Below are 15,118 nucleotides of genomic sequence, written 5' to 3' on the forward strand. Positions count from 1 at the left end.
GACCATGGGCAAGTTCACGTTCCGCCTCCCCGACATTGGCGAAGGCATAGCCGAGGCCGAGATCGTCACCTGGCACGTCAAGGTGGGTGACCGGATCGAGGAAGACGGCAAGATCGCTGACGTCATGACCGACAAGGCCACGGTCGAGATGGAAAGCCCGGTCTCAGGCGTGGTTCTGGAAGTGGCCGGGGCCGAGGGTGACATGATCGCGATCGGCTCGCCGCTGGTGGTGATCGAAACCGATGGTGAAGGGGAGGCCGATGAGCCTGCTCCTGCGGCCAAGGCAGAGGCCGCGCCCGTTGCAGCTGCCGTTCAAGCGCCAGTTGTCGAAGCCTCGCTGGTTCCGCCGCCGCCACCAGCGCCAGCACCAGCGCCTGTTGTGGAGCAGCCTGCGGCGCATGCCGCAAAGGTCCTCGCCAGCCCGGCCGTCCGCGCCCGTGCCGCCAATCTGGGGATCGATTTGGCCCAGGTGAAGCCAGCTGAGGACGGCCGCATTCGCCACTCCGATCTCGACGCATTCCTGGCCTACAATGCGGCCGGCGGTTTTCGTGCGGCCGGTGCCAAGCGCGCCGACCAGCAGGTCAAGGTGATCGGCCTGCGCCGCCGCATTTCCGAGAACATGGCAGCGTCAAAGCGCAACATTCCGCACTTCTCCTATGTTGAGGAATGCGATGCGACCGCACTGGAAGAAATGCGCGCCCAGCTGAACTTGGCACGTGGCAACCGGCCCAAGCTAACCCTGCTGCCGCTGCTGATCACTGCGCTCTGCCGCGCGCTGCCTGATTTCCCGATGCTCAATGCCCGCTTCGATGATGAGGCTGGTGTCGTCACCCGCTTCGGTTCGGTGCATCTTGGGATGGCGACCCAGACCGATGGCGGGCTGATGGTCCCGGTGATCCGCGATGCGCAGGACATGAACCTGTGGCAGCTTGCAGCCGAGATTGCGCGCCTGGCCGAAGCCGCACGCAATGGTACGGCCAAGAGCGAGGAACTGTCCGGTTCGACCATCACGCTCACTTCGCTTGGCCCACTCGGCGGTGTCGCGCATACGCCGGTGATCAATCGTCCCGAAGTGGCGATCATCGGCCCGAACCGGATCATCGAGCGGCCGATGTTCGTACCCGACGGCATGGGCGGGGAACGCATCGAAAAGCGCAAGCTGATGAACCTGTCGATCAGCTGCGATCACCGCGTGGTCGATGGCTGGGATGCGGCCAGCTTTGTCCAGGCGATCAAGCGCCTGATCGAAAGCCCGGTACTGTTGCTGGCGGACTGAGGATCAGCGCACGATTGCGCTATAGGCGATCCGGCCTTGGCCACGCGACGCTGTGCGGGGATCGACTCGCCAGCGAACGTGGGTGACGTCCTCGGGCGTTGCAACCCGGTCGCCGATCCGAATCAGGCCAAGCTTGCCCCAGGTGCGGCCACCGTCGATCGAGACTTCCTCGTCGCCGTTGGCGCTGCCCTGGTAATAGACCGAACGGGGCAGGGGGTTGGTTACGACAAATCCGCCGTCGCCGCCCAGCTTGTACCAGCGGACTACATAGACCACGCGGTCGCCGCGGCTGAGATCGTTCGCTGGTTCAAGCATCCGGCCGGACTGCGGCGTGATGCGCTCAACGAAGACGGCACTGTCCAAGGTTACGGCGGGACTGGCGAATGCCGCGCTCGAAAGAGTGGTCAGCACAAGGCCGGCAAGCCCGGCAAGAACGGTCCGATTGGTCACAAAAAGCCCCCTGGTTCGTGACCAGGTTTGTCGCAGCAAGGGGCAAAGGAATGGTTAACGCGGCCTTAGCCATAACTCGTGCGTGGTCCTGTCGCGAAGGCTGTTGACAGCCCCGGCATCAGACCGTAGTGGCGCGGCTCCCAAGTGGCTGCGCGGGTGTAGCTCAGTTGGTTAGAGTGCCGGCCTGTCACGCCGGAGGTCGCGGGTTCGAGCCCCGTCACTCGCGCCACTTGGGACGTTTTTCTAGAAAGCTTCGGAATAGTCCACGGACTGGCTGCCCGCTGGCAGGCTGACGATCATGCCATCGTGAGCCAGGCGCAGGTCGCCCGAATAGATCTTTGGCGCATCGCCCACAAACAGCCGTTCGATCAGCTTGGCCGGCGGGGCCGGGACCATATGGTACAACACCAGCGCCTTTGCGCCGGCCTCCATGGCCGCACGCGCCGCGTCTTCCGGGCTGGCATGATAGCCCGGAATGTCGCCCATTATCTTGGCTGAATCAGCCCGGCCGCGCTTGGCGAGCTGGGCTTGCATTGCGCCGATCATTTTGGGGTTGAGGGCTTCATGGAACATCACATCCGCGCCCCTCGCCGCGTTCACGAAGTCCGGCGCGTAGATCGTATCGCCGCTGATCGCCACCGAGCGGCCCTTGTAGTCCAGCCGGTAACCGAAGGCGGGCTTCACCGGATCGTGGATCACCCGGATCACGGTAATCTTCACGCCGTTCTGGTCGTAGACCACCTTGCTTGGTTGACCCTCCGGCAGGTCAATGATCTGCGCCGTGCCGCCAAAGCCGCCCGGCCGCGCGACGGCGGGGCCGTGGTGAGCAATGCGGTAGCCACTGTCGAGCTTGTAGGCCTGGATCAGGCCGCCAATCACCTGATCGGTGCCGGCCGGCCCGCTGACCGGCAGCGGTGTGCCGCGCGATCCGGCGATCCAGGCCTGGAGCAGGAGCTCACCCAGGCCATCGATGTGATCGGAATGAAGGTGCGTCAGGTAGGCGCCCCGGAGGCGGTCCATCGGGAAGCCCATCCGGCCGAGCTTGCGGATCGATCCCGCGCCGGCATCAAAGATGAAGCCCTGGCGGCCAGCCAGCACGGCCAGGCACGGCCCGGCGCGATCCGCATCGGGCATGGGAGAGCCTGAGCCGCAGACATAGACATGTATTCCATCGGGGAGAGCGGCCGAGCGATCAACGCCGACATTCTGTTCAATCGCTGTATCGAAGGCCCGCTGCGCCAGGCGATCGCGCAATGCCAGCAGGATCAGCCCAACAATCACCAACAGCCCGGCAATGCCGAGGCCGATCTTGCGCTTGGTGCTCACCCTGTTCTCTCCCCGCTACGACCACGGCAAAGGTTGCCGAAAGGGTTGGGTTACGGCAAGTGGCAATTGTGACCACCCGGCTTGCCCTGGAAGCGACACTGGCGGCGATCCAGCCGGCCCTGGCCGCTGCACAGCAGCGCTGGTGGATCCTGGGCAGCGTGGCAGTGGCGCTGCACGGTGCCGAGTTGCACGAGATCAGGGATGTTGATGTCTTGCTCGATCCGCACGATTGCCCGGCGGTGTTTGCGCGCCTGGGCATTGCGGTCCAGTCCGGACAGGGCGATGGCCAGTTCCGCTCAGAGGTCTTCCAGCGTTGGGATCAGGCCAGCCTGCCGGTCGAGATGTTTGCAGGCTTCAAGCTGTGCGAGCAAGGGGTGTGGCACGAACTGCTGCCGCAGAGCCGCATGCCCGTGCAGGCCGGCGCGGTTACCGTTTACATTCCGGAGCGCGATGAATTGATTGCCATGCTGCAGCGCTTTGGGCGGCCAAAGGATTTGCTGAGGATTGCGGCACTCAGCCCCAGCGGCCAGTTTCCATCCAGACCAGGAAGCGCCTGAGCGGCAACAGCCAGACAACGCCGAGCAGGATGTAGATCGGCGTCTGCAGCAGCGCATGCCATTCGGTTATCAGCGGGGCGATATAGCGCGCGATCAGCAGGCCATAGACGATCAGCACAGTCAGCAAGCCAAGTACGCCTACGGGAATTCGCCAGGTCGGTTCAGTGCGCATCAGAAGGGTCCGTAAAGGCGGGTCGGGGTGATGATCGCATCGAGCTGACGGTCGTGCGGTTCGGTCGGTAGTTCATCAACCAGCTGGCAGTCCCAGGCCAGACCAATCGCCAGCTGCGGAGGATGCTGAGCCAGCCAGCGATCATAATGCCCGGCACCCAGCCCGAGCCGGCCGCCACGGTCTGAAAAACCGACGAGCGGGCAGAACAGAATGTCGGGAATCAGGGCAGGGCGATCGCCCGCTGGCTGGTGCGACTTGAAGGGATCAGGTTCCAGCAGGTCATCCACGAACGGGTTGGTCCACTCGCGAAATTCCATCGGGGCGTTCCGGTCCGCGAACCAGGGCAGGGCGATGCGGTGGCCGCGTTCGAAAAACCAGCGGGCGTAATGGCTGGCCGGGGCTTCGGCCGGCATCTCGTGATAGAGTCCGATTACTGCGCCTTCCGGGATCAGGCGGACGACCGCCTCGGGCGGGCGGCGGAACAGCAGGCCCAGTTGCATTTGCGGAATGGCGGCGACATGTTCGCGGCGGCGCCTCTTCAGTTCGGTGCGCAGCACCTGCTTGTCGATCACGCGTGGCTCCGCGAAGGGGTGGGTGACGGGACCACCATGGGCCGTTGCCGGGAAATCCTCTGACGCGTTCACGTCAGGTGGGGACCATATGTGCCAGACCAGGGTCCGACCAGGGACAGCCCCCATGGATTTGCTTATAGCCTCAGGGATTTTCGAAGGCTCGCACCGGGCAGTACCCGTCGCTGCCCTAGATAGGGAATGTGGGGTCAACCCTCAAGGGCTAGCGCGCAGGCTTCGAGCTTTGCAGCAATGGCCTCAAGACGTTCGGCCTGACTGTCATCAAGCGCCGGAGCCGGGGCAGACGAACGTTTCGCTGATTTTGACTCGTGCACCTCATCCGCCAGCAACAGGGCGGCGAACAGCAATTGCCGGGTTTCGTTGGTACCCGCCGCGCCCATCGATTGAATCTTGGCGTCGATCGCCTGGCCCAATCCCATGACATGGCCTTCCTCACCCGCAGCGCAGGCTACAGTATAGTTGCGGCCACCGATCGAGAGCGTGATGTTGCTCATCCTTGGGCCCCCTCGATCAACTGGTCGAGCTCGGCCAGGGAATCCGTCACTGCGGCGCGCAACTTTTCATGGCGTGTCCGCAGGTCGGCCAGTTCTTCTGAACTTGCCCCCGCCTGTGCCCCCCGGCGCGTGGCGGCCTCAATCCGCTCAAGCGCCGCTTCGATCCGCGCCAGCGCGCGGCTGCTGCGTTCCCCGCTCATGGTTAAGGGCTAGCGCAATTGCTGGACATCGCAAAGGGCACAGGGCTGGCTTTCCCACGATTTGCAATGGGCAAGGGGTGGCCCGCGCTTGACGGGGCGGGGTGCCTCCGCAAAGGAAGCCGGACATCGAATCGGTGGCCCAATCCTGCCCTTTTCCGGGAGAGCCCTAGCATGACACTCGACCCGTCCCGCCTCGCACCCATGGCAAATGCCATCCGTGCGCTTTCGATGGACGCGGTCCAGGCGGCCAACTCCGGCCACCCTGGTATGCCGATGGGCATGGCCGATGTCGCGACAGTGCTCTTTTCGCAGTTCCTGAAGTTCGACCCCGCCGCGCCGAAATGGCCGGACCGCGACCGCTTTGTGCTCTCGGCCGGGCATGGTTCGATGCTGATCTATTCGCTGCTGCACCTGACCGGTTATGCCGCGCCGACGATGGATGACATCCGCAATTTCCGGCAGCTGGGCAGCCCCTGCGCCGGGCATCCTGAGAACTTCGAGTTGCCGGGGGTGGAGTGCACTACTGGGCCGTTGGGTCAGGGTCTCGCCATGGCCGTTGGGATGGCGCTGGCCGAGCGTCACCTCAACGCCCAGTTCGGTGATAGCCTGGTCGATCACAAGACCTGGGTCGTCGCTGGCGATGGCTGCCTGATGGAAGGGATCAATCACGAGGCGATTGGTCTTGCCGGCCATCTCAAGCTCGATCGGCTCAAGGTGCTGTGGGACGATAACCGGATCACAATTGATGGCGATACCGACCTTTCGACCAGCGAGGATATCGCCGCGCGGTTCAAGTCAGCAGGTTGGCACGTCACTTCGTGCGATGGCCATGACTTTGCCGACATTGCGCGCGCCCTGGCTGAGGCCGAAGCTGCCGACAAGCCGTCGCTGGTTGCCTGCCGGACCGTGATTGGGAAGGGCGCGCCCAACAAGCAGGGCGGCCACAATGTCCACGGCGCGCCGCTTGGCGCGGATGAAATCGCGGCTGCTCGGGAATACCTTGGCTGGACCGCTGCGCCATTCGAAGTTCCGGCGGAAATCCTGGCCGATTGGCGCTCGCTTGGCGCCAAGGGCGCTGCGACCCGGGCGGCATGGGAAGCGCGGCTGGTCGCCGATGCCCAGGGTGCCGAGTTCATGCGCCGGATGGCGGGTGAACTGCCGGCGGACAAGGGCGCGGCGCGTGATTATATGGCCTCGCTGGTCGCCGAGCCGCCCAAGGTTGCGACGCGCAAGTCCAGCGAAATGGCGCTTGAGGCCTTGACTGCGGCGATCCCCGAATTGGTGGGCGGTTCAGCTGACCTGACCGGCTCGAACCTGACCAAGACCAAGTCGACCGATCCACTCACTCCGGCCAATTACGGCGGACGCTATGTCTATTTTGGCATCCGTGAATTCGGCATGGCGGCTGCAATGAACGGGATGGCGCTGCATGGCGGCGTCATCCCTTATGGCGGCACTTTCCTGGTCTTCTCCGACTATTGCCGCAATGCGATCCGTCTCTCGGCAATCCAGCATGCTCGCGTCGTCTATGTCATGACGCATGACAGTCTCGGGGTGGGTGAGGATGGGCCGACTCACCAGCCGATCGAGCATGTGATGAGCCTGCGCGCGATTCCAAATCTGCTGGTCTTCCGCCCGGCCGATGCGATCGAAACTGCCGAGGCTTGGGCGCTGGCGCTTAAGGAAAGTGCGCGCCCCTCGGTTCTGGCGCTGACTCGCCAGAATCTGCCACCGCTGCGCGCGGATGCCGAAATGAAGTCGGCGCGGGGAGCATACCGGCTCAAGCCGGCGGACGCCGCGCGCAAGGTTGTGCTGGTGGCGACCGGGTCTGAAGTTTCGTTGGCGATGGATGTTGCCGCAGCGCTCGAAGGCAAGGGGATCGGGGCCGATGTCGTCTCGATGCCCTGTGCGGAGCTGTTTGACGAGCAGGACACCGCCTATCGCGCTGACCTCCTGCCTGCGGGCACGCTCAAAGTCTCGATCGAGGCCGGGGTAACGCTCGGCTGGCAGAAGTATGTCGGCGATGGCCTGACCATTGGCATTGACACCTTCGGCGCCTCCGGGCCGGCCGATCAACTGTTCAAGCATTTTGGCTTCTCAGTGGAAGCCATTGTTCCGAAAATTGAAGCCAGACTGGCTGCTTAGAAGGAGTTCTTCACATGGCGATCAAGGTTGCGATCAACGGTTTCGGGCGCATCGGGCGCAATGTGGCCCGCGCAATCATCGAGCGGGCCGATCACGATCTCGAGCTGGTCTCGATCAACGATCTCGCCTCGCCAAAGGCCAATGCCATGCTGTTCCAGCGTGACTCGGTGCACGGTGCCTTCCCGGGCACGGTCGAGGTCGATGGCAATGATCTGGTGATCAATGGCAAGCGCATCCACGTGACCGCCGAGCGCGATCCGGCCAACTTGCCGCACGGCGCGCAGGGGATTGATATCGTGCTGGAGTGCACCGGCTTCTTCACCGACCGCGCCTCGTGCGAAAAGCACCTGGCTGCTGGCGCCAAGAAGGTCCTGATCTCGGCGCCCGGCAAGAATGTCGACCTGACCGTCGTCTTCGGCGTCAACCATGACAAGTTGGAAGCCGCCCACACCATCGTTTCCAACGCTTCGTGCACCACCAACTGCCTGGCGCCGTTCGCCAAGGTGCTGAACGATGCGATCGGGATCGAGCGCGGCCTGATGACCACGGTTCACGCCTATACCAACGACCAGAAGATCCTCGATCAGATCCACGAAGACCCGCGCCGCGCCCGCGCTGCCGCCATGTCGATGATCCCGACCACCACCGGTGCCGCCCGCGCCGTGGGTGAAGTGCTGCCCGAACTGAAGGGCAAGCTTGATGGTTCGGCGATCCGCGTGCCGACCCCGAACGTCTCGGTCGTCGACCTAACCTTCCAGCCCAAGCGCGACACCACCAAGGATGAAGTCAACGCCCTGCTCAAGGCTGCGGCGGAAGGTCCGCTGAAGGGCGTGCTGGGCTATTCGGACGAGCCGCTGGTCTCGATCGATTACAACCATTGCCCGAACAGCAGCACCATCGACAGCCTGGAAACGGCCGTGATCGATGGCAAGCTGGTCCGCGTGCTGAGCTGGTACGACAACGAATGGGGCTTCTCCAACCGCATGGTCGATACGGCCGGTGCGATGGGCAAGCTGCTCTAAGGGTTGATGAAAATGGCCAGGTTCCGCACGCTCGACGATCTGGGAGACTTGACCGGCAAGGTCGCGCTGGTGCGCGTCGACCTCAACCTGCCAATGCAGGACGGCTCGGTCACCGACGATACGCGCGTGCGGGCCGCGGCCCCAACGATCCTGGAGCTGGCGGCCAAGGGCGCCAAGGTCCTGCTCCTGGCGCACTTTGGCCGCCCCAAGGGTGAGCGGGTTTCGACCATGTCGGTCTCGATGACGCTTGATGCGGTCCAGGCCGTGCTGGGCAAGGAAGTGATGTTCGTGCCCGAGATTGCCGGGCCGGTGGTCGCGCAGTCAGTCGGCATCCTACGTCCGGGCGATATTGCCCTGCTGGAAAACACCCGGTTCTGGAAGGGTGAGGAAAAGAACGATCCCGAACTCGCCAAGGCGATGGCCGCCAATGGCGATATCTATGTCAACGATGCGTTTTCGGCCTCGCACCGCGCCCATGCCAGCACCGAAGGCCTGGCGCACTTGCTGCCAGCCTATGCCGGCCGGTCGATGGAAGCCGAACTCAAGGCGCTGGACGCGGCGCTCGGTACGCCAGAGCGTCCTGTCGCGGCTGTGGTCGGCGGGGCTAAGGTATCTTCGAAGCTGGATGTGCTGACTCACCTGGTGACCCAGGTCGATCACCTGATCATCGGCGGCGGCATGGCCAACACCTTCCTCGCGGCGCGCGGAGTCAATGTCGGCAAGTCGCTGTGCGAGCATGAGCTGGCCGCAACCTGCGAGCAAATCCTAGATGCGGCCGACAAGTCCGGCTGCACGGTTCACCTGCCCTACGATGTGGTCGTGGCCAAGGAGTTTGCCGCTAACCCGGCATCCCTGCGCACCTGCAACGTCCACGAGGTTGCGGCCGACGAGATGATCCTCGATGTCGGACCGCAGGCGGTCGAAGCCTTGGCCGACGTGCTCAAGACCTGCCGCACCTTGGTCTGGAACGGGCCGCTTGGTGCCTTTGAGATCGAGCCGTTCGATGCCGCTACCGTGGCCCTGGCCCGCAGCGCTGCTGCGTTGAGCAAGGAAGGTGTGCTCACGTCGGTCGCGGGCGGTGGGGATACCGTCGCCGCGCTCAATCACGCCGGCGTGGCTAATGATTTCACGTACATTTCGACTGCCGGCGGTGCCTTCCTGGAATGGATGGAAGGCAAGGAACTGCCCGGCGTTAAAGCGCTCGAAATAGCCTGACAACAAGGGAGTTAGCGTGCTTGCGGGTCCGCCGCAGGCTCGCTATGGGCCGCCGCAGCATACGTATGCACAGCACAGGAACCGCACGCATGAACTTCGCTGAAATGACCGCCAAGATGGCCGCCGGTGACGGCTTCATCGCCGCTCTCGACCAGTCGGGCGGTTCTACGCCGAAGGCGCTGGCCGGTTATGGCGTGGGCGAAGATGCCTGGTCGTCCGAAGCCGAGATGTTCGACCTGATCCACTCGATGCGCGAGCGGATCATCACCTCGCCGGTCTTCACTGGTGACAAGGTGATCGGTGCGATCCTGTTCGAGCGGACCATGGACGGCACAGCTGGAGGCAAGCCGGTTCCCGCCGCGCTGATCGAAAAGGGCGTGGTACCCTTCATCAAGATCGACAAGGGGCTGGAGGCTGAGGAAAACGGCGTCCAGCTGATGAAGCCGATGCCCGAGCTGGATGCGCTGCTGGCCCGTTCGAAAGCACTTGGCGTTTATGGCACCAAGGAGCGCTCGGTGATCAACTCGGCCAATGCCGCCGGGATCGCTGCCGCCGTGGCGCAGCAGTTCGAAGTGGGCCGCCAGGTCCTGGCGCACGGCATGATGCCGATCCTCGAGCCCGAGGTGAACATCAAGAGCGAAACCCGTGCCGAGTGCGATGCCATCCTGCTTGAGGAAATGCTCAAGAACCTGGAAGGCATGGACCAGCAGGTCATGCTCAAGCTCTCGCTGCCGGTTCATCCGGGCAAGTTTGATGCGCTAGTCGATCATCCCAAGGTGCTGCGCGTCGTCGCGCTTTCAGGCGGCTACAAGCGTCCGGAAGCCTGCGTCGAGCTTTCAAAGAACCGCGGGATCATCGCCAGCTTCAGCCGTGCGCTGCTGGAAGACCTGCGCCACCAGATGAGCCAGGCCGAGTTCGATGCGGCGCTGGGCGAGGCGATCGACGCGATCCATCGCGGCTCTACGCAGAAGATCTGACGCTACCCGCTTGAATTGTCGGCGCCGCTCGGCTTACCCTCTGCGGTGAGCCGGCGCGCTGTGACGTACCGGTCAGGGGAGGGCCCATGGCCGGCACAGCGCGTTCGGGAAGCAGACATGGTCCGGTATCGGTGGCCGATTTGGTCAAGCGGATCGAGGCCGGGCCGCAGGGGCCCAAGAACATTGTCATCTTCGATTTCGACGGCACGCTGATCGCGGGCTACTCCGCCAGTGCCTTCTTCCAGGCCCACCTGCGCAAAGGTGATTACAACGCCTTTGACCTGGCCGAGGCCGGGGTAGCGATCTGGCAGTCGGTCGCCAAGGCGATCGAGATGCAGGACCTGCTCAACAAGGCGATCGCCAAGTGGAAGGGCAAGAAGGAAGCCGAACTGGTCGCGCTGGGTGAGAAGATCTTCGACAAGACCCTGTCGGACAAGGTCTACCCGGAAATGGTCACGCTGCTTCTGGCCCACCGCCGCGCCGGCCACACCATCGCCATCGCCAGCTCCGCCACACGTTTTCAGGTTGAGCCGACGGCGCGGTTCCTGGGGATCGAGCATGTCATGACCTCGACAGTTGAGGTCAAGCGCGGGGTGCTGACCGGCAAGATGCTGGAGCCGCAGATGTGGGGCAAGGGCAAGGCCGACGCGGTCAAGGCCTTCGTCAAGGCGCACAAGGCCAAGCTGGCGGACACGTGGTTCTATGCCGATGGCGACGAAGAAATCGGGCTGATGAAAGCCGTCGGCCATCCCGTGCCGACCAACCCAGGCAAGGAACTGCAAGCGACGGCCCGCGCGGAAGGCTGGGACATTCTTCGTCATTCGAGCCGCGGTTCGACCACGCCCGAACTGCTGACCCGGACCGCGACGGGACTGATGAGCCTGTTCCCGCTGCTCTACACCGGAATCGGTGTGGGCCTGCTGACCCGCAACAAGCGCAATGCCGCCAACCTGACCCTGCCGCTGTGGGCAGACAGCGTGATGCTGGCATCCGGCGTCAAACTGCGGGTGACAGGGCGCGAGCACCTGACCTCGCACCGGCCAGCGGTGTTCTTGTTCAACCACCGCAACAATTTCGACGCCTTCTTTGTCGGCGCGCTGGTGCGGACCGATCTTGCCTGGGTCGGCAAGGCGGAGCTCAAGAAGAACCCGATCAGCGCGATGCTCAGCCGGCTGGTGCCGGTGGCCTTTGTCGAGCGCAGCGGGGGTTCTCCGGAGGAAGCGGCCAAGGCGCTGGAGCCGGTCGCCAAGATGGTGCGCGAAGGCTGCTCGATCATGATCGCGCCGGAAGGGACGCGGGTGCGCGACATGACGGTGGATATCGGGTCCTTCAAGAAGGGTGCGTTCCATATGGCAAGAACGCTGGGGATTCCCGTGATCCCGATCGTGATCCGCAACGCGCTGGATGTCGCTGGGCGCGACGCGGTGATGCTACGCTCGGGCACGGTCGACATTGCAGTCCTGCCGCCGGTTGAGACCAAGGGCTGGACCGAGAAGAACACCGGGCAGAAGGCCGAGGAAGTGCGGCAGATGTTTATCGATACGCTGGAGAACTGGCCCGATGCAGACGACTGAGTTCACCTTCGTTGGCGCCGGCGGCGTGCAGATCTTCGCCACGTCATGGCTCCCAGGCGGCGCCCCGCGTGACCAACTGGTGCTGGCCCACGGCTATGCCGAACACCTTGGCCGCTACCGCGCCGTGGCCGAATTCTTCACCGCAGCGGGCTATGCGGTCCACGCGCTCGACCACCGCGGCCACGGCAAGTCGGGCGGGACGCGGGCGGTGATCGACAGTTTCGCCAATGCCGATGCCGATATCGACCAGCTGGTGGACAAAGTTCGTGCCGATAGCGGCCTCCAGCGGATCAAGCTGGTGGGTCATTCGATGGGCGGATCGCTGGCGCTCAACTATGCGCTGAACCATCCCGAAAAGCTTTCGGGCCTGGTCTTGAGCGGCCCGGCGATTGGCGGCGGCCTGCCAAAGATCCAGAACCTGCTGCTGGCGCTGATTTCGCGCATCGCGCCCGCATTGGGGATGATCCAGCTTGATGCCGATGCCGTCAGCCGCGATCCGCAGGTGGTCGCTGCTTACAAGGCCGATCCGCTGGTCTTCCACGGCAAGGTCCCGGCCCGGACCGCGCGGGAGATGATGCATGCCGTCACTACCTATCCGCCGCGCGTGGGGGTGATGCAGCTCCCTTGCCTGCTGATGCACGGCAGCGCGGATACGCTGGTGCGCGCCGAAGATGCCCAGCCGGTTTTCGATGCGATTGCCAGCCCGGACAAGACCGTGCGGATCTTCGATGGCCTCTATCACGAGATATTCAACGAGCCGGAGCGGCTTGAAGTGCTGGGGATTGTGAAGGATTGGCTTGGCGCGCGGGCGCCGGTTTAACCGCCCAGCGCCTCGCGGCACTGCACTTCGATCGCATCGAGCGCGGCCAGCGTGGCGCGCAGCACCCGGGAGCGGCCTTCGCGCCGCGCGGCAAGGTCCGGCCCCGGTTCGACCAGCCGGACATTGCTCGCCACTTGCCAGGCCGTGGCGAAGAGCTGTCGGGAGACCGCTTCTGGATTGCGGATGGTTTTTTCCAGCAGGTATTGCCGGCCAAGGCCGTCCGCAGCGGTAAGCACATCCTTCTCCTGCGCCGCAACATCGACCGGCAGGGTAAGCAGCACGTCAAGGACGATGCGATAGGCCTCCAGGAACGGCCGCAGCGCGGCATGGGCGAGGCCGACGCCGAAGATCGTATCCAGCACTTCGCGGCCGGAATTGGCCTCGGCCAGCTTGTGGCGCCAGTCGCGGTCGATCAGGTCCATTTCGGCTGCCAGGCCCTCTTCGAAAGCCGGACGCTCGCGGAAGAAGAACTCGAACTTCAGCGATTCGCGCAGGGCCACGGCGGTCTCGAAGAACTTGTCCTCCCGTTTGGCCGGGCTGGAGGCCATCGCGCCCAGCGCAGCGACTTCACAGATTGCCCGCTCAAGGACGAAGTGGAGCATCGAATTCCGATAGAAGGCGGCACCGATGTGTTGCCCCTCTGCGATGCCGTAGACCGGGGTCGGACCCCCTTCGAAGCGGGTGACGACGCCGGATGCCATCAGCGTATCGAGCACAGCGCCAAGCCGCTCGGAATCGTGCAGCACCGCACTGTCGGCCAGGGGCTGAGCGCGTTTGCGGGCATGTTCGACCAGCATGGCGACAAACTTGGCCAGCCGCTCGCGCGGGATCGAACGGCCGCCGGTGGCCAGCAGAGCGAATGTTACCAGGGCGATCCCGGTAATCGGCGTCGCCTGGTTGATCCGCCAGGATACCGCCAGCGACAGCTTCTGCAGGGCTAGTTGGGCTTCAGGCGTCTTGTAGTTACCATCCGGATCGGGCGGACCCAGCGCCTCGCGCATGGAGAGCGGTTCGGCCACCCGGAGATAGGCCTTGCCATAAGACGTGCGCAGGCTGCGCAGGTAACGCAGCATCCAGCCCAGGTTTTCCGGCTTCTTCTTGCCGCCCTTGGCCTCGTTGGCAAAGTCCTTGGTCTCGTAGACCTGGTCATAGGCCAGGGCGACCGGAACCAGCATGATGTCCTCGATCCTGCCCTGGCGATAGGCATCGACCACATAGGTTAGGAGGCCCAGCTTGGGCGGCAGCAGCTTGCCGGTGCGGGAACGGGTGCCTTCCGGGAACCACGAAAGATTGAACCGCCGTTCGATCAAGTAAGCGAGGTATTCGCGCAGGACGAAGCGATAGGTCGCATTTTCGCGGATATCCCTACGCAGGAAGATATAGCCGGCGCGGCGCATGATCGGGCCCATCGGCCAGAACGACATGTTGATTCCGGCAAACAGGCTGGGCAGCGGCAGGCCATGATCGGCCAGCACGGTGTTGACCACCGGGGCATCGACATTGGCCTTGTGCGCCGGAAGGATCAGCGCCGGGTAGCGGGCAAAGACATCGTGGAGCTTGGCCAACTCGTTTGGCACAACGTCGACAGTGCCATAAGCCTTCTCGTAAGCCGCCCGGAAAAAGCGCAGCATGCCTTCGATCGCGAAGGGATTGTGGCCGGTGCGCAGCTCTTCCAGATAGCCGCGCGCTTCGGCCAGCAGCTCGCTCTCGCGGCGGCCGGTTTCTTCGGCGAGGCGGGCAAGGCCAGCGGTGAACCCCGGCGCCGCGATCAGGTCGGCCGGCTCGACCCGGGGCATCTTGTAGCGCGCGCCGTAAAGCGGATACTCCGCCCGCTCGAGCGATAACTCAGCCTGCCGCGCGACGAAATCGGCAAAGTCGGTGCCACGCCCGCCGGTCCGCTGCTTCCAGCGCGCGCGGAGCAAGCCCAGTGCGGCCGGCTCAGCCACGACGATGCGCCAGCGCGGATCGGCGGCGTCTTTCTCGCGGCGCTTGATGCTCTCGGATGGTTCGCGCGGATCGCCAAGGCCCAGCAGGGCGCGCCAGCCGCTGCCTTCGCCCTTGCGCGGCAACCAGGCCACGCGGAGCGGGGCGAGTTCGACGGCATCGTCATCCAGCGAAGCGACCAGCCGTGCTACCTCAGTGGAGAAAGGCGCTTCGCTGCGTTCAATCACGACAAGCCGTCCGGTCAGTCTCGCCGTGTGTCGTTCCAGCAATTCCCGCTCAGTCGCGCCGCGATAGAGCGCCAGGAAGATCCGTCCAATCTGCGGTTCGCTTTCGGGTGGGGAGACGGCGGTAGCCAT

At 64.1% G+C, this 15,118-nt stretch carries 15 protein-coding genes and 1 tRNA gene; 9 read left to right on the forward strand and 7 right to left on the reverse strand.

All coding sequences use genetic code 11. The annotated features are described in order from the left end of the window. The first annotated feature begins 4 nt into the window (after positions 1 to 4). Complete coding sequence (locus FRF71_RS12515; protein WP_147090963.1) at positions 5 to 1,276, forward strand: dihydrolipoamide acetyltransferase family protein; 1,272 nt, start codon at positions 5 to 7, stop codon at positions 1,274 to 1,276. Between the two features lie 3 nt (positions 1,277 to 1,279). Here FRF71_RS12515 and FRF71_RS12520 read toward each other — a convergent pair whose 3' ends face one another. After that, a complete protein-coding gene (locus FRF71_RS12520) occupies positions 1,280 to 1,726 on the reverse strand; it encodes a hypothetical protein (protein WP_147090964.1) in 447 nt (148 codons plus the stop codon). 152 nt (positions 1,727 to 1,878) lie between these two features. Between FRF71_RS12520 and FRF71_RS12525 the strand changes: the two genes are divergently transcribed. Further along, a tRNA-Asp gene (locus tag FRF71_RS12525) sits at positions 1,879 to 1,955 on the forward strand. Positions 1,956 to 1,969: 14 nt separating this feature from the next. Here FRF71_RS12525 and FRF71_RS12530 read toward each other — a convergent pair. Then, a complete protein-coding gene (locus FRF71_RS12530; RefSeq protein ID WP_202878084.1) occupies positions 1,970 to 3,052 on the reverse strand; it encodes an MBL fold metallo-hydrolase in 1,083 nt (360 codons plus the stop codon). 68 nt (positions 3,053 to 3,120) lie between these two features. Between FRF71_RS12530 and FRF71_RS12535 the strand changes: the two genes are divergently transcribed. Further along, positions 3,121 to 3,609, forward strand: coding sequence for a nucleotidyltransferase domain-containing protein (locus tag FRF71_RS12535; protein WP_147090965.1), 489 nt, complete (start codon positions 3,121 to 3,123; stop codon positions 3,607 to 3,609). Here FRF71_RS12535 and FRF71_RS12540 read toward each other — a convergent pair. The 4 genes from FRF71_RS12540 to FRF71_RS12555 form a co-directional block, all read right to left on the reverse strand. Next, positions 3,566 to 3,781, reverse strand: a complete 216-nt coding sequence (locus tag FRF71_RS12540) for a DUF2842 domain-containing protein (RefSeq protein ID WP_147090966.1) — start codon at positions 3,779 to 3,781, stop codon at positions 3,566 to 3,568. The two genes, FRF71_RS12535 and FRF71_RS12540, sit on opposite strands and share 44 nt — an antisense overlap. Further along, entirely contained in the window at positions 3,781 to 4,425 is a 645-nt protein-coding gene (locus tag FRF71_RS12545) for a 5-formyltetrahydrofolate cyclo-ligase (RefSeq protein ID WP_337678488.1), read from the reverse strand. The genes FRF71_RS12540 and FRF71_RS12545 overlap by 1 nt, the downstream gene beginning before the upstream one ends. Before the next feature lie 134 nt (positions 4,426 to 4,559). Next, complete coding sequence (gene zapA / locus FRF71_RS12550) at positions 4,560 to 4,865, reverse strand: cell division protein ZapA (protein ID WP_147090968.1); 306 nt, start codon at positions 4,863 to 4,865, stop codon at positions 4,560 to 4,562. Further along, positions 4,862 to 5,065 carry a DUF2397 family protein gene (locus FRF71_RS12555; protein ID WP_147090969.1) on the reverse strand — a complete coding sequence of 68 codons (204 nt, stop codon included), beginning with the start codon at positions 5,063 to 5,065 and terminating at the stop codon, positions 4,862 to 4,864. The genes zapA and FRF71_RS12555 overlap by 4 nt, the downstream gene beginning before the upstream one ends. Positions 5,066 to 5,236: 171 nt before the next feature. Here FRF71_RS12555 and tkt point away from each other — a divergent pair, with 171 nt between their 5' ends. The 6 genes from tkt (at position 5,237) to FRF71_RS12585 (ending at position 12,818) form a co-directional block, all read left to right on the forward strand. Beyond that, the gene (tkt, locus tag FRF71_RS12560) at positions 5,237 to 7,210 is read left to right on the forward strand and encodes a transketolase (protein ID WP_147090970.1); all 1,974 of its coding nucleotides are present in this window, start codon (positions 5,237 to 5,239) and stop codon (positions 7,208 to 7,210) included. A 14-nt stretch (positions 7,211 to 7,224) separates the two neighbouring features. Then, positions 7,225 to 8,232, forward strand: a complete 1,008-nt coding sequence (gene gap, locus FRF71_RS12565) for a type I glyceraldehyde-3-phosphate dehydrogenase (RefSeq protein WP_147090971.1) — start codon at positions 7,225 to 7,227, stop codon at positions 8,230 to 8,232. Positions 8,233 to 8,244: 12 nt separating this feature from the next. After that, positions 8,245 to 9,447 (forward strand): phosphoglycerate kinase, encoded by a 1,203-nt coding sequence (locus FRF71_RS12570; protein ID WP_147090972.1) that lies wholly within the window; start codon positions 8,245 to 8,247, stop codon positions 9,445 to 9,447. An 89-nt stretch (positions 9,448 to 9,536) separates the two neighbouring features. Next, a complete protein-coding gene (locus FRF71_RS12575; RefSeq protein WP_147090973.1) occupies positions 9,537 to 10,424 on the forward strand; it encodes a fructose bisphosphate aldolase in 888 nt (295 codons plus the stop codon). A gap of 131 nt (positions 10,425 to 10,555) precedes the next feature. Further along, complete coding sequence (locus FRF71_RS12580; RefSeq protein WP_161597965.1) at positions 10,556 to 11,998, forward strand: HAD-IB family hydrolase; 1,443 nt, start codon at positions 10,556 to 10,558, stop codon at positions 11,996 to 11,998. Next, positions 11,985 to 12,818, forward strand: coding sequence for an alpha/beta hydrolase (locus FRF71_RS12585; protein ID WP_147090975.1), 834 nt, complete (start codon positions 11,985 to 11,987; stop codon positions 12,816 to 12,818). Before FRF71_RS12580 ends, FRF71_RS12585 begins: the two co-directional genes overlap by 14 nt. Here the strand turns inward: FRF71_RS12585 and FRF71_RS12590 are convergent. Then, on the reverse strand, positions 12,815 to 15,118 hold the full coding sequence (locus FRF71_RS12590) for a 1-acyl-sn-glycerol-3-phosphate acyltransferase (RefSeq protein WP_147090976.1): 2,304 nt from the start codon (positions 15,116 to 15,118) through the stop codon (positions 12,815 to 12,817). The two genes, FRF71_RS12585 and FRF71_RS12590, sit on opposite strands and share 4 nt — an antisense overlap.

Origin of the sequence: Novosphingobium ginsenosidimutans (assembly GCF_007954425.1) — a bacterium.
GTDB classification, from domain to species: Bacteria; Pseudomonadota; Alphaproteobacteria; order Sphingomonadales; family Sphingomonadaceae; genus Novosphingobium; species Novosphingobium ginsenosidimutans.

Excerpts from the sequence above, each read along its gene's own strand:
- FRF71_RS12590 (WP_147090976.1), bottom strand. The coding sequence starts at position 15,118 with ATGGCTACCGCCGTCTCCCCACCCGAAAGCGAACCGCAGATTGGACGG.
- FRF71_RS12515 (WP_147090963.1), top strand. The coding sequence starts at position 5 with ATGGGCAAGTTCACGTTCCGCCTCCCCGACATTGGCGAAGGCATAGCC.
- zapA (WP_147090968.1), bottom strand. The coding sequence starts at position 4,865 with ATGAGCAACATCACGCTCTCGATCGGTGGCCGCAACTATACTGTAGCC.
- FRF71_RS12540 (WP_147090966.1), bottom strand. The coding sequence starts at position 3,781 with ATGCGCACTGAACCGACCTGGCGAATTCCCGTAGGCGTACTTGGCTTG.
- FRF71_RS12555 (WP_147090969.1), bottom strand. The coding sequence starts at position 5,065 with ATGAGCGGGGAACGCAGCAGCCGCGCGCTGGCGCGGATCGAAGCGGCG.
- tkt (WP_147090970.1), top strand. The coding sequence starts at position 5,237 with ATGACACTCGACCCGTCCCGCCTCGCACCCATGGCAAATGCCATCCGT.
- FRF71_RS12585 (WP_147090975.1), top strand. The coding sequence starts at position 11,985 with ATGCAGACGACTGAGTTCACCTTCGTTGGCGCCGGCGGCGTGCAGATC.
- FRF71_RS12575 (WP_147090973.1), top strand. The coding sequence starts at position 9,537 with ATGAACTTCGCTGAAATGACCGCCAAGATGGCCGCCGGTGACGGCTTC.
- FRF71_RS12570 (WP_147090972.1), top strand. The coding sequence starts at position 8,245 with ATGGCCAGGTTCCGCACGCTCGACGATCTGGGAGACTTGACCGGCAAG.
- gap (WP_147090971.1), top strand. The coding sequence starts at position 7,225 with ATGGCGATCAAGGTTGCGATCAACGGTTTCGGGCGCATCGGGCGCAAT.